Source organism: Streptomyces sp. NBC_00028 (assembly GCF_045041065.1).
Taxonomy (GTDB): domain Bacteria; phylum Actinomycetota; class Actinomycetes; order Streptomycetales; family Streptomycetaceae; genus Streptomyces.
Window position 1 is genome coordinate 1,407,374 of record NZ_CP108293.1, and the last position, 20,291, is coordinate 1,427,664.

Genomic DNA, 20,291 nt, shown 5'->3' on the forward strand with positions numbered 1-20,291 from the left:
TAGGCCAGCCTAAGCTAAGTTCATCAACTGCTTTCTCGCCAGGCCTGCCACAGCCGTGCGTACCGGCCGTCCAGCGCCACGAGCTCCTCGTGGGTCCCCTGCTCGACCACGCGCCCCGCGTCCAGCACGGCGATCCGGTCGGCCGCCATCGCCTGGGTCAGCCGGTGGGCCACGAACAGCGTGGTCCGGCCCGCGCACGCGGCCAGCACGGCCCGCTCCAGCTCGGCGGCACCCTCACTGCCGGCCTCGGCGGTCGACTCGTCCAGCACCACCACCGGCGCGCGGCCCAACACCAGCCGCGCCAGGGCGATCTGCGTGACCTTGGTGACGTCCAGCCGCTCGCCGCCCTCGCCGACCGGCGTGCTCAGCCCCTCGGGCAGCGCCTCGACCCACCCCGCCGCGCCGACCGTGCGCAGCGCGTCGGTCAACTCCGCGTCGCTCGCCCGCGGCGCGGCCAGCCGCAGATCCTCGGCGAGCGGACCGGAGAACACATGGGTCTCCTGGGTCAGCAGGCTCACCAGGGCGCGCGCCCCGGCCTCGTCGAGGCCCGCCAGGTCGGTCGGTCCGATGCGCACCGTCCCGGCCTGCGGGGTGCCGATGCCCGCGACGAGCGCGGCCAGCGTGGTCTTGCCCGCGCCGGTGGCGCCCACCAGCGCGAGCGAACTCCTCGCCGGAATGGACAGGTTGACGTCCCTGAGGACCGGCTCGTCGGTGCCGGGATAGGCGAAGGTCACGCCCTCCACGCTCACCGCGTACGACGCGGAACCGGCCGGCGCCACGGCCTCGTCGCCGACCAGCCGTTCCTCCGCCTCCTCCCCCAGCACCCCGACCAGCCGGGTCAGGCTCGCGCCCGACTTCTGCGCCTCGTCGAAGGTGAACATGATCATGCCGAGCGGGACGAACAGCCGGTGGAACAGCAGCGGGGCCGCCGACACCTCGCCCAGGGTGGCCGCGTCGGCCTCCAACAGGGCGTATCCGACACCGAGGATGAGGGTGAGCCCGATGAACTCGGCGCGGTTCTCCCGGCCGACGAACCGGCCGAAGAAGCGGAACACCTCGATGCCCAGGTCGCGCACCCGCCTCGACTCATGGGTGACCTTCTCGCGGAAGGCCTCTTCGAGGCGGTACGCGCGGACCGTGTCGATCCCGTTCAGACCGCTGATCAGTGCCTGGGCACGGTCCGCCTGGGCCGCGCGCTGCTTGCGGTAGAGCGGGGCGGAGCGCGGGAGGTACCAGCGCAGGGCCAGGGCGTACGCGGGCAGGGCGCCGGCCCCCGCCAGCCCGAGCCGCCAGTCCAGGCCGAACATGCCGGCCGTGGCGATGACGACCAGCACGCCCGCCGAGAACACCGTGGGCACGGCCATCCGGATGCCCCGGGAGAGCACGGCGACGTCGTCGCCGACCCGGGAGAGCACATCGCCCCGGCCGACCTGTTCGATCCGTGCGCTCGGCATCCCGAGCACCGCGCGCACGGCGGACTCCCGCAGCTTCGCGAGCAGGTCCGCGCCCAGCCGTCCGATCAGATACGTCGAGGCCGCGGCGGCCACCGCGCCGAGCAGGGCGGCGGCCACCATCACCGAACCGATCCTGACCAGCACCGAGCGGGACTCCCCCGCCACGACCCCGTCGACCACCTGGCCGAGCAGCAGCACCGGAAGCACCTGGAGCGCCGCCCCCGCCACCGAGGCGATCACGGTGGCGGCCGTCAGCCAGGGCAGCTCGCGGCAGTGGGCCACGACCCAGCGGGCGGCCTCACGGCCGGTGGTGGTCCGCAGCGCCGCCGGTGCGGCGCGCGGGTCGTCGGTGGCGGGTGTACCGGTGCCGTGCGTCTCGGGGCCGTGCGCCTCGGTGGTGCTCACACCTACCCGGCCGCCGACTTGACGAGTTCGTCGATGGCGTACGGCATCGACAGCAGGGTGCCCTGCGAGATGGCCGCGCCGACCGCCGGGCCCTCGCTGTCCAGCAGATAGGACACGTTGCCCTTCTTCACGGCGTCGAGGTTGGCGAAGAGCTTGAACTTCTTCAGCGCCTCGGTGTCGGCCTTGTCGTTGATGACGAAGATGTGGTCGACGTCGACGAGGTCGACGCGTTCCGGGGAGAGCTTGGTGTAGAAGCTGCCGCCCGCGACCTTGTCGATCTCCGTCTGGTACGTGAAGCCGATGCCGGACACGAGGCGGCCACGGACGTCGGTGGAGGTGAAGGGCGCGACCGAGTCCTCGTACCAGGACAGCGCGACGGCCTTCTGGTCGGCGAACTCGGGGTGTTCCTTCTTGGCGGTGTCGAGTTGGCCCTGGATGTCCCGGACCAGTTTCTCGCCCTCCTCGGCCTTGCCGAGCGCCTTGGCGATGTGCAGGGCGTTGTCCTGCCAGGGCGCGCTGAAGGGTTCCTTCTCGGCCTTGGTACGGCCGACCGTCGGCGCGATCCTGGAGAGCTTGTCGTAGGCGGCCTGGTCGATCTCGGAGTAGACCGCGATGATCAGGTCCGGGCGCAGGGCCGCGATCTTCTCGTAGTTGGGGCCGGAGTCACCGTTCGCCATGATGACCTCGGGCTTGGTGTCGCCCCACTTGTCCTTGACCCAGGGCCACTGGGTGTTGATGTCGGGGCTCTGCCCCGGCGGGTTGGGGTACTGGTCGACCATGCCGACGGGCTTGATGCCGAAGGCCAGGACGGTCTGGTCGTCGGTGTAGCCGACGGAGACGACCCGCTGGGGGGACTTGGTGATCGTGGTGGTGCCGAAGGCGTGCTCCACCGTGACCGGGAAGGCGCCCGCGGCGGCGGTGGCCGAGGCGTTGTCGTCGGTCGGCTCGTCGGAGGAGTCGGAGCCGCATCCCGCGAGAAGGCCGACGGTCAGGCCCAGGGCGGACACCGTGGTCGCCAGCCGCCGCCAGGGCCTGGTGAGCGTCGTTCTACGGAGGAGCATCAGCCATCCCTTGCCTTCGCACGGTTCTAAGGGCAGGCAAACCTTACCCACAAAAATGAGGTTAGCCTAGCCTAACTGCCGCTCTTTCCCCGGTAGTTGGGCTGAACCTGGGTGCGGCCGATCGGCACGATGAGCGGACGGTCCCCCACCGGGTCGTCGATGACCATGGCGCGCAGTCCGAACGCCTCGTGCAGCAGCTCGGTGGTGATGACGTCCCGCGGGTGCCCCTGCGCCAGGATGGCGCCCTCCTTCATCACCACGAGGTTGTCGCTGTAGCGGGTGGCCAGGTTGAGGTCGTGCAGCACCATGACCACGGTGCAGCCCGCCTCGTGCAGATCGTCGACCAGGTCGAGGACGTCGATCGCGTGCGCCAGGTCGAGGTACGTGGTCGGTTCGTCCAGCAGCAGCAGATCGGTGCCCTGGGCCAGGGTCATCGAGATCCACACGCGCTGCCGCTGTCCGCCGGACAGGGTGTCGACGGGGCGGTCGGCGAGGTCGGAGACGCCGGTCATGGCCAACGCCCGTGCCACCACGGCGTCGTCGTCCGAGGACCACTGCCGCAGCCAGCTCTGGTGCGGATGCCGGCCCCTGGCGACCAGGTCGGCCACGGTGAGCCCCTCGGGCGCGACCGGCGTCTGCGGGAGCAGGCCGAGCTTCTTCGCCACGTCCCGGGTCCTGAGCCGGACGATGTCGTCGCCGTCCAGCAGGACCGTGCCCCGGGTCGGCTTCAGCAGCCTCGACAGCGTCCTCAACAGGGTTGACTTGCCACAGCCGTTGGGGCCGATGATCGTCGTGATCACCCCGGGTGGGACCGTCACGTCGAGCCCGTCGATGACGGTCCGGCCGCCGTATCCGACCGTGACGTCCTCGGCCGTCAGCCGTGCGACCTGCGCGACGGCGGACTTGACCCGGGTGATGTCCTGAGCGACCACGAGGCCCCCTACGTTTAGGCTTACCTAACTCTCGCATCATCTACCGGACGTTGGCCCGCACCAGCAGATAGACGAGGAAGGGCCCGCCGATCGCGGCGGTGACCACGCCGACCGGCAGGCCGACCGGCAGCGCGGTGCGGGCGACCAGGTCGGCGCCGATCAGCAGCAACGCCCCGACCAGCCCCGAGGCCGCGAGCGGCGGCGTCGGGCAGCGGGTCAGGCGCAGCGCCACCTGCGGCGCGACCAGCGCGACGAACGGGACCGGGCCGGCCGCGCTCACCGCCGCGCCGGCCAGCAGGACCGCGCACAGCAGCATGACCGCCCGCACGCGCGCGTACCGGACGCCCAGACCCGCGGCGACCTCGTCGCCGAAGTGCAGCGGCTTGAACTGGAAGGCCACGCACGACACGACGGCGAGCAGGGCGAGCGTGCACCACAGGGCCGTCCGCACCTCGTCCCAGCCACGGTCGTCCAGCGAGCCCACCAGCCATGCCTGGGCCCGCGCCACGTCCCTGATGTCGGCCGTGGCCAGCAGCCACGTGGTGATCGCCTCCATCACGGCGGTCACGGAGATACCGATGAGGATGAGCCGGAAGCCGTCGAGGCCGCGCCGCCACGCCAGGAAGTACACCAGCAGCCCGGTGCCGAGGCCGCCGCCGAGCGCCGCCGCCGACAGCCCGACGGAGTCCACGATCGCCGTGGCGGTGCCGCCCGACACCGTCACCAGGAACACGGCGACCGCGCCGGCGCCCGAGGTGATCCCGAGGACGTCCGGGCTGGCCAGCGGATTGCGCGCGATGGACTGCGTGATCGCCCCGGACACCCCGAGGGCGACCCCGACGACCAGTCCGGCCAGGGCCCGCGGCAGCCGCAGGTCCATGATGACGAACTCGTCGACCGGCTCGCCGTGGCCGAAGATCGTGGCGATCACCTGGGGCAGCCCGATGGGGAAGTCACCGATGCCGATGGAGAGACAGAACAGCAGGAAGGTCGCCGCGGCCAGCAGCAGGGTGACGGCCACGAGCCAGGGCCGCCACACGAACGACACCCGGCCCAGCCGTACGCCCGGCAGCACCGCCGCCTTCGGCTCCGCGCTCATCAGCTCCGCCCCGTTCACGCGTTCTTGAACTTTCCGAGCCACACCAGCGCCGCGAAGAACGGGGCGCCGAGGAGGGCGACGACGACCCCCGCGTCCAGTTCGCCCGGCCGGACCACAAGGCGTCCCACGATGTCGCACACCAGCAGCACGATCGCGCCCAGCAGTCCGGCGTACGGCACCAGCCACCGATAGTCGGGGCCGGTCAGGTACCGGGCCACATGGGCGACCATCAGCCCGAGGAAGGCGATGGGGCCGCAGGCCGCCGTCGCCGCGCCCGCGAGGAGGGTGATGGCGAGGATGCCGACGGTCCGGCTCAGCGCGATGTTCACGCCGAGCCCCCGGGCCACGTCGTCACCGAGGTTGAGGAGATTGATCGCGGGCAGCGTGCTGAGCGCCAGGACCAGGCCGACGGCGATGAACGCGGTCACCGGCCAGATGACACCGAAGCCGACTCCCGCCACGGACCCGGCGTTCCAGAACCGCAGCGCGTTCAGCGCGGCCTGGTCGGTCAGCGCGATCGCCGTGGTCATGGCGGCGAGGAAGACCGCGACGCCCTGTCCGGCCAGGGCGAGCGTCAGCGGGTTGCCGGCGCCCCGGCCGAGGCTGGAGAGGCCGAAGACGACGACACCGGCGACCGCCGCGCCCAGGAAGGCGAACCAGACGTACTGGAAGGGGTTGGTGAGCCCGAACAGGGTGATCACCGAGACCACCGCGAAGGACGCGCCCGCGTTCACCCCCAACAGGCCCGTGTCGGCGATCGGGTTGCGGGTGTGGCCCTGGATCAGCGCCCCGCCGACGCCCAGGGCGATGCCCGCCACCACGGCGAGCACCGTCCGGGGCACCCGGACCGTACGGACGATGAGCCGGATCTCGGTGAGCCGCTGGTCGGTCTCCGGCGCCGCGAACAGCCCGTGCCACACCTCGGCGGGACTCAACGCGCGCGCTCCGACGGCCAGCGACACCGCTGCGGTGACGACGAGGATCGCCATCAGAGCACCCAGACCCACAACTCGCCGCCTACGGGCCGGTGTTGAGGCTCTGGGCGCGGCGCGCTCGACTGCGGTCATGCCCATGTGGACGTACGTTATCCCTTTGATCGAACCGGTTGAGCGGCTGTGGTCAGCGGGCGGCGGGGCTGCCGATCCCGTCAACGATCGGACGGGCCTCGTCGGTGGCGTTCTTGAGGACGGAGTCGAGGATCTCGCCGACCCTGATGGCGGTGTTGGAGAGCAGGGACGAGGTGATGCCGTGCGTGTGCTCGGTGCCGCCCTGGAGGTAGATGCCGCAGCGGAGTTCGGGGCGGGTGGCGATGCGGTAGTCGCGTTCGACGCGCAGCCGGCCCTCGTCGTCGCGCAGGCAGAGGTCGGCGACCTCCCCAAGGAGGCCCTGCGGGTCGGCGGGGCTGTAGCCGGTGGCGAAGACCACGATGTCGGCGTCGAGCAGGGTCTCCTCGCCGGTGACGAGGGACTTGACCGTGGCGCGCACCCCGTCGGGCTTCTCCTCGACGCCGACGAGACGGGAGACGTTGAGGAAGCGCAGCCGCTCGGTGCCGAGGACCTTCTCCTGGTACATCTGCCGGTACAGGTCGTCGATCAGATCGATGTCCACCACGGAGTAGTTGGTGTTGCCGTGGTAGTCCATGAGCTGCCGTTTGACGTCGTCGGGGGCGGCGAAGTACTCGTCGACCGCGTCGGGGTCGAAGATCCGGTTGGCGAAGCTGCTGTCGTCGGCGGGGCTGTAGCCGTAGCGGGAGAAGACGGCGCAGACCTCGGCCCCGGGGAAGCGGCGGTGCAGATAGGCGACGTTCTCGGCGGCGCTCTGTCCGGCGCCGACGACGATGAACCGGGAGGGGGCGGCGCCGTCCAATTCCTCGACCTTGGCGAGGAGTTCGGCGTTGTGCCAGACGCGTTCTGTGCGCTCGACGCCCTCCGGCATGAGCGGGCGCAGGCCGGTGCCGATGACGAGGTTGCGGGCCCGGTGCAGGGCGAGCCCCTCGGCCGAGCGGACCGTCACCTCCAGATGGTCGACGACGCCGTCGCGCACGACCGGGGAGACGGCGACGACCTCGTGGCCGTACGAGATCATGTCGTCGACCTGGGCGGCGGCCCACTCGAAGTAGTCGTGGAACTCCACCCGCAGCGGGAAGAGGTTCTTGTGGTTGATGAAGTCGATCAGCCGCCCCTTGCTCTTCAGATAGCAGAGGAAGCTGTACTCGCTGGCCGGGTTCCGGAGCGTCACCAGGTCCTTGAGGAAGGACACCTGCATGGTCGCGTCGTCGATCAGCATCCCGCGGTGCCAGCCGAAGCTCGGCTGCTGCTCGAAGAAGTGAGCGCTGATCCCCTCCTGCCGGTCGACGCGTGCGTTGTGCTCGCTCAGTGCGATCGCCAGGGCCACGTTGGAGGGGCCGAAGCCAACTCCTATGAGGTCGTGGATCAGTGATGCGTCGTCAGGAAGAGCCTGTGCCATGTCACTCCCATCCCGCGGGTGGATGGGCACGCCTACGGAGGGACGGCCCAAAACTTAGGTAAGGCTAAGCTCATCCTGTGGAACTGTCGATAGGCAGTGCACCGTTGTGCGCTTAGGTAAGCCTTGCTTTACTGACGGCGGTCAGTCCCTGCTCCGAGGAGGAACCGCATGCGGGTCGTCATGTTCGGCTATCAGACCTGGGGGCACCGGACCCTCCGCGCCCTGCTGGACTCCGAGCACGACGTGGTCCTGGTGGTGACCCACCCCAAGAGCGAGCACGCCTACGAGAAGATCTGGAGCGACTCGGTCGCCGACCTCGCCGAGGAGCACGGCGTGCCGGTGGTCATCCGCAACCGCCCTGACGACGACGAGCTGTTCGCGCGCCTCAAGGAGGCCGACCCGGACATCATCGTGGCCAACAACTGGCGTACATGGATCCCCCCGCGCATCTTCGACCTGCCCCGGTACGGCACGCTGAACGTGCACGACTCGCTGCTGCCGAAGTACGCCGGCTTCTCCCCGCTGATCTGGGCCCTGATCAACGGCGAGTCCGAAGTCGGCGTCACCGCGCACCTGATGAACGACGAGCTCGACGCCGGCGACATCGTGCGCCAGGAAGCCGTGCCGGTCGGGCCGAGGGACACCGCCACCGACCTCTTCCACCGCACGGTCGACCTCATCGCCCCGGTCACCATCGGCGCGCTCGCCCTCATCGCCGCCGGACAGACGGAGTTCACCCGGCAGGACCGCTCGCAGGCCAGCTTCTTCCACAAGCGCTCGATCGAGGACAGCCGCATCGACTGGACCTGGCCCGCGGAAGACCTCGAACGACTGGTCCGCGCCCAGTCGGAGCCGTACCCGAGCGCGTTCACCTTCCACAAGGGCAGGCGACTGGAGATCCTCGCCTCGGTCGTCTCCGAGGGCCGGTACGGCGGGACACCCGGCCGGATCTTCTACCGCGAGGGCGAGGGTGTCGTCATCGTCGCCGGGGCCGACGCGCGCACGGGCCGCAACCACGGGCTGGCCATCACCCGCGTGCGCACCGAGGACGGCCGGGAGCTGCCCGCCGCCGAGTACTTCACCAGCATGGGTGGCTATCTCACCAACCAGCCCTGACTCAGGGGCACTTGAACCCAACGGCCCGTCACCGCGAGCGCAGTGACGGGCCGACTCGTGTCCGGTTCAGTGGCCGTGGCCACCGTCGGCCCCCGCGTGCCCCGCACCGGTCGTCACCGTGAACGCCGCCGTGCGGACCTGGCCTTCGTGCTTGAAGTCCAGGAACAGACGGTACGTTCCACCGCTGGGGGCGGTGGCCGTGAAGGAGACGTCCGGGCCGGACCCGGTCCCGGCGTTGGGGTGGACGTGGAGGTACGCGAGGTCACCGGAGCGCAGGGCCACCAAGTGGCCGTAGGCGCCGAGGTAGGGCTGGAGATCGGTGACGGGGCGGCCGGCGCGGGTGACCTTGAGCTTGAGCTCGGTCGCGGTGTTCGGGGTGAGGCCGCCGGTGAGCTCGACCTTGTAGCCGTCGACGATGGCGGTGCCGCTCGGGGCCGGAAGCTTCTGGGGCGCGTAGGCGCCCGAGGCGGCGAGGTCCGCGCCGAGGACGAGGTTCTCGGCCCCCTTCTTCGCCGGGGTGAAGTCGGCGAAGACGCGGTAGCCGCCCGCGCGGGGCAGGGAAACGGGGATGCTCCAGGTGCCGTCGGCGGCGCGGGTGGGGTGCAGATGCCGGTAGGTGACGAGGTCGCGTGAGGCGACGATGAGGTGGAGTTCCTTGTCGTGCTCGCGTTGGTACGCGGTGACGGCACGGCCCGCCGCGTCGCGTATCGCGAACCTCAGCTGGGCGCGCTGTCCGGCCGTGACGCTCGGGGTCCTCAGGTCGAGGGTGTAGCCGCCCTCGGAGATCTGGAGCCCGCCGGCCGGGCTCTCCTCGTGCCCTGCTTCCTCACCCCCTCCTTCGTGACTGCCATGGGAAGCGGGAGCACTCTCCGTGACGACCGGGTCGATGCCCTTGCCCACGCCGTACGCGGTTCCGAAGGTCGCGGCGAGCGCGGCGGCGAACGCGGAGATCTTGAGTCCTGCATGCATGGCCAGCTCCTCGGTGATCACGGCCGCCGAACGTCGGTCACGGCGCCCCAATGCAGTCGACGATACCCCCCGGGGGTATAAAGTCAACCGCTGGAGCCGCTTGTGTTTGATACCCCCCATAGGTATACCTTGGGCCATGGCGGAGATACCCCCGCCCCCTATCCACCCCACGAGGAGCAGCAGCGATGACCACCACCGCGACCGGAGCCCCCTCCGAAGCCGCCTCTTCCGAGGTCGAGCTCGCCATCGGCGGCATGACCTGCGCCTCCTGCGCCGCCCGCATCGAGAAGAAGCTCAACCGCATGGACGGGGTGACGGCCACGGTCAACTACGCCACCGAGAAGGCGAAGGTCAGCTACGCCGGTGACGTCTCCGTGGGGGACCTGATAGCGACCGTCGAGAAGACCGGGTACACCGCACAGGAACCGTCACCTCCCGAGGAACCCGGCGACGACGAGCCCGTGGACGACGAACTGCGCACGCTGCGGCAGAGGTTGACCACCGCGGCCCTGCTCGCCCTTCCCGTCGTCGCGATGGCCATGATCCCTGCGCTCCAGTTCGAGTACTGGCAGTGGCTGTCGCTGACACTGGCGGCGCCGGTCGTCACATACGCCGCATGGCCCTTCCACAGGGCGGCGTTCACCAACGCGCGGCACGGCGCCGCGACCATGGACACGTTGATCTCGGTGGGCACCCTCGCCGCGTTCACCTGGTCGGTGTGGGCGCTGTTCTTCGGGACCGCCGGCACCCCGGGCATGAAGCACCCCTTCGAGCTGACGATCGCCCGCGGGGACGGCGCCGGCAACATCTATCTGGAGGCCGCCGCCGGAGTCACCGCCTTCATCCTGGCCGGTCGGTACTTCGAGGCACGCTCCAAGCGCAAGGCGGGCGCCGCCCTGCGGGCGCTGCTGGAGCTGGGCGCCAAGGACGTGACCGTGATCGGCGGCGACGGGCGTGAACGGACCCTTGCCGTAAGCGAGTTGAAGGTGGGCGACCGGTTCCTGGTGCGGCCCGGCGAGAAGATCGCCACCGACGGGACGGTGGTCGAGGGCTCATCCGCCGTGGACGCCTCGATGCTGACCGGCGAGTCGGTGCCGGTGGAGGTCGCCCAGGGGGACGCTGTCACCGGTGCCACGGTCAACGCCGGTGGACGTCTCGTCATCCAGGCCACGCGGGTCGGCGCCGACACCCAACTCGCCCGTATGGCACGGCTGGTGGAGGACGCGCAGAACGGGAAGGCGGCGGCGCAGCGGCTCGCGGACCGGATCTCCGCGGTGTTCGTCCCGATCGTGATCGCCCTCGCGCTCGGCACCCTCGGTTTCTGGCTGGGCAACGGCGCCGGACTGACGGCCGCGTTCACCGCCGCGGTCGCCGTGCTGATCATCGCCTGCCCGTGCGCCCTCGGGCTGGCCACGCCGACCGCGCTGCTGGTCGGCACCGGGCGCGGCGCGCAGCTCGGCATCCTTATCAAGGGTCCTGAGGTCCTGGAGTCCACGCGCAAGGTCGACACGATCGTCCTCGACAAGACCGGCACGGTCACCACGGGCCGGATGACGCTGCTGGCCGTGCACACCGCCGAGGGCACGGACGCGACCGAAGTCCTGCAGCTGGCGGGCGCGTTGGAGCACGCCTCCGAGCACCCGATCGCCCGCGCCGTGGCCGACGGGGCACTGGAGAAGCTCGGTTCGCTGCCGACGCCCGAGGACTTCGCGAACGTTCCGGGACTGGGCGTGCAGGGGATCGTCGACGGGCACGCGGTGCTGGTGGGCCGGGAGCGGCTGCTGAGCGAGTGGGCGATGGAACTCCCCGAGCGGCTCGCGCGGTGGAAGTCCGAGGCCGAGGCGTCCGGTCGTACGGCGATCGCGGTCGCCTGGGACGGCGAGACGCGGGCTGTGCTGGAGGTCGCGGACGCCGTCAAGGAGACCAGCGCCGAGGCGATCACCCGGCTGCGGGCCCTGGGCCTGACACCGATCCTGCTGACCGGCGACAACGAGGCGGTGGCGCAGGCCGTCGCCCGCGAGGTCGGTATCGCGCCCGAGGACGTGATCGCCGAGGTGCTGCCGCAGGACAAGGTCGACGTGGTCAAGCGCCTTCAGGGCGAGGGGCGTTCGGTGGCCATGGTCGGCGACGGCGTCAACGACGCGGCCGCCCTCGCCCAGGCCGACCTGGGACTCGCGATGGGCACGGGCACGGACGCCGCGATCGAGGCCGGTGACCTGACCCTCGTCCGCGGCGACCTGCGGGCGGCGGCGGACGCCATCCGGCTGGCCCGGCGCACCCTCGGCACCATCCGGTCCAACCTGTTCTGGGCCTTCGCCTACAACGTGGCCGCCCTGCCGCTCGCCGCGGCCGGACTGCTCAACCCGATGCTCGCCGGGGCGGCCATGGCCTTCTCGTCGGTGTTCGTGGTGGGGAACTCGCTGCGGCTGCGGTCGTTCAAGGCGGCGGTCTGAGGGACCGGAGTACCGAGCAACGACACTGCGCCCGCCGGGGACGGGACCACCGAGCAACGACGCAGCGCCCGCCGGATGACACCGGCGGGCGCTGCGATCTCTGTTCTCAGCCCAGCTTCTCAGCCCGACTTCTCAGCCCGACTTCTCAGCCCAGCTTCTCAGCCCGACTTCTCAGCCCAGCTTCTTCAGCAGCTCGTCCGCCAGCGGTGCGGAGGACGCCGGGTTCTGGCCGGTGACGAGGTTGCGGTCGACGACGACCTTCGGGGCCCACGGCCGGCCCACCTGGACCTGTACGCCCGCCTCGGTGAGCCGGTCCTGGAGCAGCCACTTGGCCTTGTCGGCGAGGCCGCCCTGGATCTCCTCGTCGTTGGTGAACGCGGCCACCTGGTAGCCGGCGAAGGAGTTGGTGCCGTCGTCCTTCACCGCGGCGAGCAGCGCGGCCGGGCCGTGGCAGACCACGCCGAGGGGCTTGCCGGACTCCAGGGCGAGGGTCAGCAGCTCGCCGGAGGCGGTGTCGACGGCCAGGTCCTCCATGGGGCCGTGGCCGCCGGGGTAGAAGACGGCGGCGTAGTCGTCGAGGTCGACGTCCGCCAGCTTGACCGGCTGCTGAAGCTCGGTCATCGCGGCGAGCGCGGCGGCGGTGCGGTCGGCGCCCTCCTGGCCGCCGTTGTACTCGGGCGCGAGACTGCCCTTGTCGACGGTGGGGACGACCCCGCCGGGGGTGGCGACGACGATCTCGTGTCCCGCGGCCTTGAAGGCCTGGTACGGGGCGACGGCCTCCTCGGCCCAGAAGCCGGTGGGGTGCAGGGTGCCGTCGGCGAGGGTCCAGTGGTCGGCGCCGGTCATGACGAAGAGGATCTTTGACATGGTTCGAACGTAGGCCAGCGCACCCATAGAAATCCAATAGGCTCACATATATGAGAGATAGGGAATCCAATGACCACCCGGCCGGAGGCCCCCTGGACCTGAACCTGCTGCGCACGTTCCTGACCGTGTACCGCACCGGCTCCTTCACCGCCGCCGCCCGTCTCCTCGGCCTCTCCCAGCCCACGGTGACCACTCAGATCCGCGCCCTGGAGCGACAGCTGGACCGTGAGCTGTTCGAGCGCCTCGCCCGCGGGGTGGCGCCCGCGCCCTACGCCGACGAACTGGCCGCGCGGGTCGTCGAACCGCTGGACGCGCTCGCCTCGGTGGCCCAGCCGGAGGACACCCCGGCCGAGCCTGTGCACCTGGCCGGCCCCGCCGAGTTCCTGACCCGCTCCGTCCTGCCGGGCATCGCACCGCTCGTGGAGAAGGGCGTACGGCTGCGCGTCACGCCCGGGCTGACCGAGCCGCTCCTCGACGATCTGCGCGCCGGCCGACACGACCTGGTGATCGCCACCTTCCGGCCCCGCGGCCGGACCCTGGCCTCGGTGCCGCTCAACGACGAGGAGTTCGTGCTGGTCACCGGGGTCGTCTGGGCGCGGCGGATCGGCGGCCCGGGCCGGATCGCGACGGAGGGAGCCGCCGCGTTGCACGGTGTCCCCCTGGTCGCGTACGCCGAGGACCTGCCGATCGTGCGCCGCTACTGGCGGCATGTGTTCGGCAAGCGCCTGGCCTGCCAGCCCGCGGTGACGATGCCCGATCTGAACGGCGTCAGGGCGGCGGTCGTGGGCGGCACGGGGTTCTCGGTGCTGCCCCGCTATCTCTGCGCCGACGAGCTGGCGTCCGGTGCGCTGGTCCTGCTGCACGATCCGGAGGACCCGCCCATCAACACCGGCTTCCTGGTGCAGCGCCCCGGGGTGTCGGGCAACCCGCACGTGGCCGTCGTACGCGACCATCTGCTGCGGGCCGCCCGGACGCCGTAGTCAGGGGGCGCGCCCATCCGGGCCGCCTGCCGCCCGCCGCCTGCCGCCACGCCTGTCCGAGGAAAGCCGTTTGCAGGACGGCCGGTTGGAGATCCTCTATGTCGACGACCGCATCCTCAGGGTGCGCACACCGGAAGGCGGGCCGCGTGTTCCGTAGAAGTGCCGTCGCGTTGGCGGCGGTCGGCGCGCTCGCGCTGGCCGGTTGCGGCGCCGAGGGGTCCGGGGGTACCGCTACCGAGCCCACGGAGGTGACGGCCGACGCCACGACGGACACCCCGTCCCCCGTCACCAGCTCCGGTCAGCAGCTCGTGGCCATGAACATCAGCGGCGGTTTCGCCGGTGTCTCCCAGCAGGTGGTCCTGGGCGGCGACGGCACCGTGCACGCCCGCGACAACGGCAAGTCCGCCGTGCGCCGCGCGAGCGGGGCCGAGTTCGAGGAACTGCGAACGCTGCTCGGCGACCCGGCCCTGGACGAGGTCCCCGACCGCACGGTCAACACGGGCGCCGCCGATCTGTTCCGGTACGAACTCCGTTTCGACGGCCGCACGGTCACGACCGACCGCTCCACGCGGCACCCCGCCCTCGACCGGCTCATCGACGCCCTGAGCGAGTTCCTGCCGAAGGGGTGACGGCGTACTCCCCCCTCAGTACACCGGCTTACTCCCCCGGTCAGACGCCCTCGCGGCACCCGCCCGGGCACCGTGGACCCATGAAACTCAGCCGCCCGGCCCGCAAGGGCTCCCTCGTGGTCCATGTCGTCGCCTCGGCCGGCTGGCTCGGGCTCACCTTCGGCCTGCTCGCCCTCGGGATCACCGCGGCGACCACCGGCGACCCGGCGACCGTGGAGTCCTCGGTCCGGGCCATGAAGGTGTTCGCCGACTGGCTTCTCCTCCCGCTCGCGCTCCTCACGTTCGTCAGCGGCCTGCTGCTGTCGCTGGGTACGCCGTGGGGTCTCGCGCGGCATCGCTGGGTCGTCACGAAGTTCTGGCTGACCCTCGCCACGCTCACCGCCACGGCGTTCGTCCTGCGCCCCGCCGTGAACTCCGCGGTCGCCGCCGTGGCCGCCGGGCATCCGCTGCCGGACACCGGTGACGTCCTGTTCGGGCCGATCGTCTCGTCGAGCGCGTACGTCTTCATGACGGTGATCTCGGTGCTCAAGCCGTGGGGCCGGACGCGGCGCGGGCGCGCACAGCGGGCGGCCTCAACTCCGCGCGCACGAGGCGGCATTGACGCCCCGGCCCGAGCCGCGTCACGGTGATGACCCGTCAGAGAATCCCGGAGGGCGTCCATGACAGCACCGTCGGCACCCCACTCCGACTTCGAACTCGTCCAACGGGTACGGGGCATCCGCCCGCTGATCGCCGAGCACGCGCTGCGGACCGAGCAGGAGAGGCGGGTGACGGGCGAGGTCGTCGCGGCGCTCACCGAGGCCGGGGTCTACCGGATGAACGTCCCCCGGCGGTATGGCGGTTATCAGTCGCGGCTGCGTACCCAGGTCGACGCCCTGGCCGAGGTCGCCGGGGCGTGCGGCTCGGCCGGGTTCATGGCCCTGATCCAGGCGGGCTGCGCGTTCATCGCGGCGCTCTTCCCCGACGAGGCGCAGGACGAGATCTTCACCGGCCCCGACGTCCGGGTCGGCGGCACACTCATCCCGGGTCCCACCGCGGTCGCGGTGGACGGCGGCTATCTCGTCAACGGCACCTCGGGCTTCGCCACCGGCTGCCAGGACGCCGACTGGCATCTGCTCACGGTCAGGGTCGAGTCCGGCGAGTCCGGTGACGGGCCGCCCGAGGTGCTGTGGGCGGCCGTGCCGATGGCCGAGCTGGAGATCCTGGACGACTGGCACGTCTCCGGCCTCGCCGGCTCCGGCAGCAACAGCGTGGTCGCCCATGACGTCCTCGTCCCCGCGCACCGCGTCCTGCCCGTCGGCCCGCTGCTGGCCGGCGAGTTCCCGTCGAAGGCCAACGCCGACGACCCCTTCTACCGGATGCCGGTCCTGCTGATGTTCTGCGTCTGGACGGCCCCGCACGCGCTCGGTCTGGCCCGGGCGTCCCTGGCGGAGTTCACCGAGCGCATCCACCGGCGGGGCATCACGTACACGTTCCACGAGCGGCAGCACGAGGCGACCGTGACACATCTCCAGGCAGCGGAGGCGGCGCTGAAGATCTCCTGCGCCGAGCTGCTGACGGACGACATCGTGGCCCGCGTCGAGGCCGGGGAGCCGTTCACCCGGGAGGAGCGCGCGAGGATCCGGGCGCAGAGCGGGTACGTGGCGCGGCTGTGCAAGGAGGCGGTCGATCTGATCGCCTCCGCGTCCGGCGCGTCCTCGCTGCACCGGGAGGTGCCCGTGCAGCGGGCGGTACGCGATCTGCACGCCCTCAACCTGCACTCCTTCGTCAATCCGGCGACCAATCTGGAGCTGTACGGGCGGGTCCTGGCCGGGCTCGATCCAGGGACGCTCTTTCTCTAGTCGAAGGGTGATCCAGACCACGAGGGAAACGATGTCGTTTCTCTGATGGCGGGGCTATGCTGAGGCTCAAGCGAACGAAACCGTTTCGTTCAGGAGGGTCGCCCCCCATGACCTCTGTACTCATCGTCAGTACCCAGTCGCTCCAGCGGCTCGGCCTGCGCATGCTCCTGACGGACCAGCCCGACCTGACCGTCGCCGGCGAGGCGACCACCGGCGCCGAAGCCGTGCGGATGAGCGCCGTGCTCCGCCCCGACGTCGTGCTGCTGGACGGCCGTGTCCAGGACAGCGACGGCATCGATGTCATCCGCCGGATCACCCACCCACCGGCCTTCGCCGCCTCCCCCGGCCTCTCCGAAGCAGCGGCCCGCCCGCCGCGTGTCCTCGTCCTCACCCCCGACACCCACGAGCAGTACGCCTCCGCCGCGCTGCGGGCCGGAGCCGGCGGGTTCGTCCTCGAGAACGCCGCCCCCGAGGAACTGATCGCGGCGATCCGGGTCGTGGCCGTCGGGGACGCCGTCATCACCCCCAATCTCACCCGCGCCCTCATCGACACCGTCCGGCAGCAGCAGCCGGTCCGCCCCGCCGCGAGCGGGGTCGGCCTGGACACGCTCACCGAGCGCGAACGCGACGTCCTCACCGCCATCGCCTCCGGCTGGTCCAACGCCGAGATCGCGGCCCGTCTGAGCATCGCCCCGACGACCGTGAAGTCCCACGTCAGCCACATCCTCGCCAAGATCGGGGCACGCGCCCGTGTCCACGCGGTGGTCTTCGCCTACGAGACGGGACTGGTACGCCCCGCGGCCTGAGGTGACCACTCGCCCGGCGAGGCGCTGCGAAGCGCCCCGCCCTGGACGTTTGAGGTGCCCCGAAATGGTCAGGCGCGGGGGATGGCCCAGCCTTCCGCCACCGCGGTCCCGTCGACCCCACCCCAGCCCGGCCGCCCCGCCGGGGAACGTGACGCGTTCTTCGACAACGCCAAATACCTGGCGATCCTCCTGGTGGCGACCGGACACGCGTGGGAGCCGCTGCGGGACGGCAGCCGCACGGTCAGCGCGCTCTACATGTTCGTGTACGCCTTCCACATGCCGGCGTTCGTCGTCGTCGCCGGCTATTTCTCCCGGTCCTTCGACGCGAGCCCGCGGCGGCTGAGACGGCTGGTGACGGGGGTCGCCCTCCCGTACGTCGTCTTCGAGACGGCGTACACCCTCTGGACGAGGTGGACCGACGACGCCCCGGACCGACCGGTCAGCCTCCTGGACCCGCTGTATCTCACCTGGTTCCTGGCCGCGTTGTTCATCTGGCGGCTGACGACCCCGGTGTGGCGGTCGGTGCGGTGGCCGCTGCCGCTCGCCCTCGGAGTCGCCGTGGCCGCGAGCATGACACCGTCGATCGGCGAGGGCCTCGATCTCCAGCGCACACTCCAGTTCCTGCCGTACTTCGTCCTGGGCCTCTGTCTGAAACCGGAGCACTTCCGGCTGGTGCGCCGCCGTTCGGCGCGGGTGCTGGCGGTGCCGGTGTTCGCGGGCGCGCTCGGCGTCGCGTACTGGGCGGTGCCGCGGATGAGCGGGGCCTGGTTCTACCACCGGGACAGCGTCCAGGAACTCGGCGCGCCGGGCTGGGCGGGCCTGGTGATGACACCCGTGGTCTTCGGCTGCTCGACGCTGCTGGTCGCCTGTTTCCTCGCCTGGGTGCCCGGGCGCCGGACATGGTTCACCACCCTGGGCGCGGGCACGCTGTACGGCTATCTGCTGCACGGGTTCGTCGCGCAGGGCTCGGAGCCCTGGGGCTGGTACGACCCCGCCTGGGTCCATGAACCCCTCGGGATCGTCGTCGTCACGGCCGTGGCCGCGACGGTCGTGACCGTGCTGTGCACCCCGCCGGTGCGCCGACTGTTCCGGTGCGTCATGGAGCCGGACCTGACGTGGGCCTTCCACGACCGAGGTGCAGCCCGCCGAACTCCCGTGTCACACGCGTTTGCTACGCTCCCGGAGCCTCCCGCGGGGGAAGTCCGGTGAGAGTCCGGCGCTGACCCGCAACGGTGTGCGCGACGGCCCGACCTCCGTCGCGTGAGCCCGATCGCCTGTGGGTGGTGCGACCCGTTGACTGCTCGCCGTGGACTGCGAGAGGGGACCGCACGGCAGGGCTGTCGTACGGGCTGCCTCTGACCGAGTTCCGCAGGCGGCCCCAGGCGAAGGACCGCCCCGACCGTGCGCCGAAGTCCCACCCCCAGCCGCATACCCCTGCCACCGCTCGTCATCGGGCTCGTGCTGCTCCTCGCCGCTTCCCTCGTCGGCGGCGTGGGTCTGGGCGCGGCCGGAATCGCCTGGGCGGACGTCCTCCGGTTCCTGTGGGCCGGGCTGACCGGCGGCACCGTGCACGCCGACGACGCCGCCGCGTACACCATCGTCTGGGAGATCCGGCTGCCGCGGGTGGTGCTCGGCGCGGTCGTCGGCGCGGGGCTGGCGGCCGTCGGAGTGGCCGTCCAGGCCATGGTGCGCAACGCGCTCGCCGACCCGTTCGTGCTCGGCATCTCCTCGGGCGCGGCGGTGGGCGCCAACGCGGTCATCCTGCTGGGGGCGTTCGCGGGGCTCGGCGTGTGGGCGCTGTCGGTGTCGGCGTTCCTGTCCGCGCTGGCGGCCATGGTGCTGGTGTACGCGGTGGCCCGCTCGCCGCACGGGTTGACGCCGCTCAGGCTGGTCCTGACCGGTACGGCGCTGGCGTACGGCTTCGAGGCGGTGACGACCGTCATGGTGTTCGGGGCGGCGCGCGGCGAGGCGGCGCGGTCGGCTCTGATGTGGCTGCTGGGCAGTCTGGGCGGGGCCACCTGGACCCAGGTGCCGCTGGTCGCGGTGACCGTGGCGGCGGGGTGGGCGTGGCTGCGTCGGCGGGCGGAGGCGCTGAACGCGCTGGCGATGGGTGACGAGACCTCGGCGGCGCTCGGGGTCCGACCGGGCCTGCTGCGGCGGGAGTTGTTCCTTGTCACCGCCGCCGTGACCGGGACCGTGGTCGCGGTGAGCGGGGCCATCGGGTTCGTCGGGCTCATGGTGCCGCACGTCGTACGGATGCTGGTCGGCGCCGATCACCGACGGGTGCTGGCCGTGGCGCCGCTCGCCGGTGCCGTCCTGCTGGTGTGGGCCGACGTGCTGTCCCGGCTGCTGCTCGCCCCCGCCGAACTGCCGGTCGGGGTGATCACCGCGGTGGTAGGGGTGCCCGCGTTCCTGTTGTTGATGCGGCGCGGCGGCTACGCGTTCGGAGGTCGCTGACATGCGGCTCGACATCGAGGACATGAGCGTCGCCGGGATTCTCGACGGGGTCCGACTCGCCGTGGACAGCGGGTCGTTCGTCGGGCTCGTCGGCCCCAACGGCAGCGGCAAGTCGACGCTGTTGCGCTGTGTGTACCGTGCGCTGCGCCCGGCCGCGGGCGTGGTGCGGCTGGCCGGGGACGACGTGCACGCGATGCCGTCGAGGGCCGCCGCGCGGGTGCTGGCCGCGCTGCCCCAGGAGTCGGCGGCGGAGTTCGACTTCACGGTCGCCGAGGTGGTCGCCATGGGACGGCTGCCGCACCGGGACCGTACGGCGACTTCGGACGCCGAGATCTGCGGGCGGGCCATGGCACGGACCGGCGTCGGCCATCTCGCCGACCGGGGGTTCCTGTCGCTGTCCGGCGGTGAGAAGCAGCGGGTGCTGATCGCCCGCGCGCTCGCCCAGCAGCCGCTGGTGCTGGTCCTGGACGAGCCGACCAACCACCTCGACATCGCCCACCAGTTGGAGGTGCTGCGGCTGGTCCGGGACAGCGGGGTGACCGCGCTCGCCGCCCTGCACGACCTCAACCTGGCCGCCGCGCACTGCGATCTTCTGTACGTGATCGCGGACGGCCGGATCGTCGCCTCCGGCCCCCCGCACGACGTGCTCCAACCCGGCCTGCTCGCCGAGGTGTTCGGCGTCAGCGCCCATTCGGTCCGGCATCCCGAGACCGGTGCCACGCAGCTCCTCTTCGACCTTCTGCCCGCCGACTAAGG

Annotated in this window: 18 protein-coding genes and 1 riboswitch; of the genes, 10 read left to right on the forward strand and 8 right to left on the reverse strand. The window is 71.3% G+C overall.

Annotated elements, in window-relative coordinates; translation table 11 throughout:
• Nucleotides 1-23 precede the first annotated feature (23 nt).
• The 6 genes from OG885_RS06175 to OG885_RS06200 form a co-directional block, all read right to left on the reverse strand.
• On the reverse strand, nt 24-1,775 hold the full coding sequence (locus tag OG885_RS06175) for an ABC transporter ATP-binding protein (protein WP_405742601.1): 1,752 nt from the start codon (nt 1,773-1,775) through the stop codon (nt 24-26).
• A gap of 86 nt (nt 1,776-1,861) precedes the next feature.
• On the reverse strand, nt 1,862-2,920 hold the full coding sequence (locus OG885_RS06180) for an iron-siderophore ABC transporter substrate-binding protein (protein ID WP_405727232.1): 1,059 nt from the start codon (nt 2,918-2,920) through the stop codon (nt 1,862-1,864).
• A 71-nt stretch (nt 2,921-2,991) separates the two neighbouring features.
• Nucleotides 2,992-3,852, reverse strand: coding sequence for an ABC transporter ATP-binding protein (locus OG885_RS06185; protein ID WP_405727235.1), 861 nt, complete (start codon nt 3,850-3,852; stop codon nt 2,992-2,994).
• A 40-nt stretch (nt 3,853-3,892) separates the two neighbouring features.
• On the reverse strand, nt 3,893-4,951 hold the full coding sequence (locus OG885_RS06190) for a FecCD family ABC transporter permease (protein WP_405727238.1): 1,059 nt from the start codon (nt 4,949-4,951) through the stop codon (nt 3,893-3,895).
• A 14-nt stretch (nt 4,952-4,965) separates the two neighbouring features.
• On the reverse strand, nt 4,966-6,024 hold the full coding sequence (locus OG885_RS06195) for a FecCD family ABC transporter permease (RefSeq protein WP_405727241.1): 1,059 nt from the start codon (nt 6,022-6,024) through the stop codon (nt 4,966-4,968).
• A 46-nt stretch (nt 6,025-6,070) separates the two neighbouring features.
• Entirely contained in the window at nt 6,071-7,417 is a 1,347-nt protein-coding gene (locus OG885_RS06200) for a lysine N(6)-hydroxylase/L-ornithine N(5)-oxygenase family protein (protein WP_405727244.1), read from the reverse strand.
• Between the two features lie 168 nt (nt 7,418-7,585).
• Here OG885_RS06200 and OG885_RS06205 point away from each other — a divergent pair, with 168 nt between their 5' ends.
• A complete protein-coding gene (locus OG885_RS06205) occupies nt 7,586-8,533 on the forward strand; it encodes a methionyl-tRNA formyltransferase (protein ID WP_405727247.1) in 948 nt (315 codons plus the stop codon).
• A 66-nt stretch (nt 8,534-8,599) separates the two neighbouring features.
• Here OG885_RS06205 and OG885_RS06210 read toward each other — a convergent pair whose 3' ends face one another.
• Complete coding sequence (locus OG885_RS06210) at nt 8,600-9,502, reverse strand: hypothetical protein (protein WP_405727250.1); 903 nt, start codon at nt 9,500-9,502, stop codon at nt 8,600-8,602.
• 185 nt (nt 9,503-9,687) lie between these two features.
• Between OG885_RS06210 and OG885_RS06215 the strand changes: the two genes are divergently transcribed.
• Nucleotides 9,688-11,955, forward strand: coding sequence for a heavy metal translocating P-type ATPase (locus tag OG885_RS06215; protein ID WP_405727253.1), 2,268 nt, complete (start codon nt 9,688-9,690; stop codon nt 11,953-11,955).
• A 171-nt stretch (nt 11,956-12,126) separates the two neighbouring features.
• Here OG885_RS06215 and OG885_RS06220 read toward each other — a convergent pair whose 3' ends face one another.
• Nucleotides 12,127-12,822, reverse strand: coding sequence for a type 1 glutamine amidotransferase domain-containing protein (locus OG885_RS06220; RefSeq protein WP_405727256.1), 696 nt, complete (start codon nt 12,820-12,822; stop codon nt 12,127-12,129).
• A gap of 50 nt (nt 12,823-12,872) precedes the next feature.
• Between OG885_RS06220 and OG885_RS06225 the strand changes: the two genes are divergently transcribed.
• The 8 genes from OG885_RS06225 (at nt 12,873) to OG885_RS06260 (ending at nt 20,289) form a co-directional block, all read left to right on the forward strand.
• A complete protein-coding gene (locus tag OG885_RS06225) occupies nt 12,873-13,802 on the forward strand; it encodes a LysR family transcriptional regulator (protein WP_405727259.1) in 930 nt (309 codons plus the stop codon).
• A 146-nt stretch (nt 13,803-13,948) separates the two neighbouring features.
• A complete protein-coding gene (locus OG885_RS06230) occupies nt 13,949-14,431 on the forward strand; it encodes a hypothetical protein (RefSeq protein ID WP_405727262.1) in 483 nt (160 codons plus the stop codon).
• A gap of 80 nt (nt 14,432-14,511) precedes the next feature.
• Nucleotides 14,512-15,060: a DUF2269 family protein gene (locus OG885_RS06235; RefSeq protein ID WP_405727265.1), complete on the forward strand. Its 549-nt coding sequence runs from the start codon at nt 14,512-14,514 to the stop codon at nt 15,058-15,060.
• 30 nt (nt 15,061-15,090) lie between these two features.
• Nucleotides 15,091-16,272, forward strand: coding sequence for an acyl-CoA dehydrogenase family protein (locus OG885_RS06240; protein ID WP_405727268.1), 1,182 nt, complete (start codon nt 15,091-15,093; stop codon nt 16,270-16,272).
• A gap of 107 nt (nt 16,273-16,379) precedes the next feature.
• Nucleotides 16,380-17,078, forward strand: coding sequence for a LuxR C-terminal-related transcriptional regulator (locus OG885_RS06245; RefSeq protein WP_405727271.1), 699 nt, complete (start codon nt 16,380-16,382; stop codon nt 17,076-17,078).
• A gap of 81 nt (nt 17,079-17,159) precedes the next feature.
• A complete protein-coding gene (locus OG885_RS06250) occupies nt 17,160-18,287 on the forward strand; it encodes an acyltransferase family protein (protein ID WP_405727274.1) in 1,128 nt (375 codons plus the stop codon).
• Nucleotides 18,274-18,353: riboswitch (cobalamin riboswitch) on the forward strand. It overlaps the preceding gene by 14 nt.
• 126 nt (nt 18,354-18,479) lie before the next feature.
• Nucleotides 18,480-19,535, forward strand: a complete 1,056-nt coding sequence (locus OG885_RS06255; RefSeq protein WP_405727277.1) for a FecCD family ABC transporter permease — start codon at nt 18,480-18,482, stop codon at nt 19,533-19,535.
• Nucleotide 19,536: 1 nt separating this feature from the next.
• Nucleotides 19,537-20,289, forward strand: a complete 753-nt coding sequence (locus tag OG885_RS06260; RefSeq protein WP_405727280.1) for an ABC transporter ATP-binding protein — start codon at nt 19,537-19,539, stop codon at nt 20,287-20,289.
• The last annotated feature ends 2 nt before the right edge of the window (nt 20,290-20,291 follow it).

Bases quoted from the DNA above. Each gene is read 5' to 3' on its own strand.
- OG885_RS06250 (WP_405727274.1), top strand. From the start codon at position 17,160: ATGGCCCAGCCTTCCGCCACCGCGGTCCCGTCGACCCCACCCCAGCCC.
- OG885_RS06210 (WP_405727250.1), bottom strand. From the start codon at position 9,502: ATGCATGCAGGACTCAAGATCTCCGCGTTCGCCGCCGCGCTCGCCGCG.
- OG885_RS06225 (WP_405727259.1), top strand. From the start codon at position 12,873: ATGAGAGATAGGGAATCCAATGACCACCCGGCCGGAGGCCCCCTGGAC.
- OG885_RS06235 (WP_405727265.1), top strand. From the start codon at position 14,512: ATGAAACTCAGCCGCCCGGCCCGCAAGGGCTCCCTCGTGGTCCATGTC.
- OG885_RS06180 (WP_405727232.1), bottom strand. From the start codon at position 2,920: ATGCTCCTCCGTAGAACGACGCTCACCAGGCCCTGGCGGCGGCTGGCG.
- OG885_RS06245 (WP_405727271.1), top strand. From the start codon at position 16,380: ATGACCTCTGTACTCATCGTCAGTACCCAGTCGCTCCAGCGGCTCGGC.
- OG885_RS06260 (WP_405727280.1), top strand. From the start codon at position 19,537: ATGCGGCTCGACATCGAGGACATGAGCGTCGCCGGGATTCTCGACGGG.
- OG885_RS06195 (WP_405727241.1), bottom strand. From the start codon at position 6,024: ATGGGCATGACCGCAGTCGAGCGCGCCGCGCCCAGAGCCTCAACACCG.
- OG885_RS06200 (WP_405727244.1), bottom strand. From the start codon at position 7,417: ATGGCACAGGCTCTTCCTGACGACGCATCACTGATCCACGACCTCATA.
- OG885_RS06205 (WP_405727247.1), top strand. From the start codon at position 7,586: ATGCGGGTCGTCATGTTCGGCTATCAGACCTGGGGGCACCGGACCCTC.
- OG885_RS06240 (WP_405727268.1), top strand. From the start codon at position 15,091: ATGACAGCACCGTCGGCACCCCACTCCGACTTCGAACTCGTCCAACGG.
- OG885_RS06190 (WP_405727238.1), bottom strand. From the start codon at position 4,951: ATGAGCGCGGAGCCGAAGGCGGCGGTGCTGCCGGGCGTACGGCTGGGC.
- OG885_RS06215 (WP_405727253.1), top strand. From the start codon at position 9,688: ATGACCACCACCGCGACCGGAGCCCCCTCCGAAGCCGCCTCTTCCGAG.
- OG885_RS06220 (WP_405727256.1), bottom strand. From the start codon at position 12,822: ATGTCAAAGATCCTCTTCGTCATGACCGGCGCCGACCACTGGACCCTC.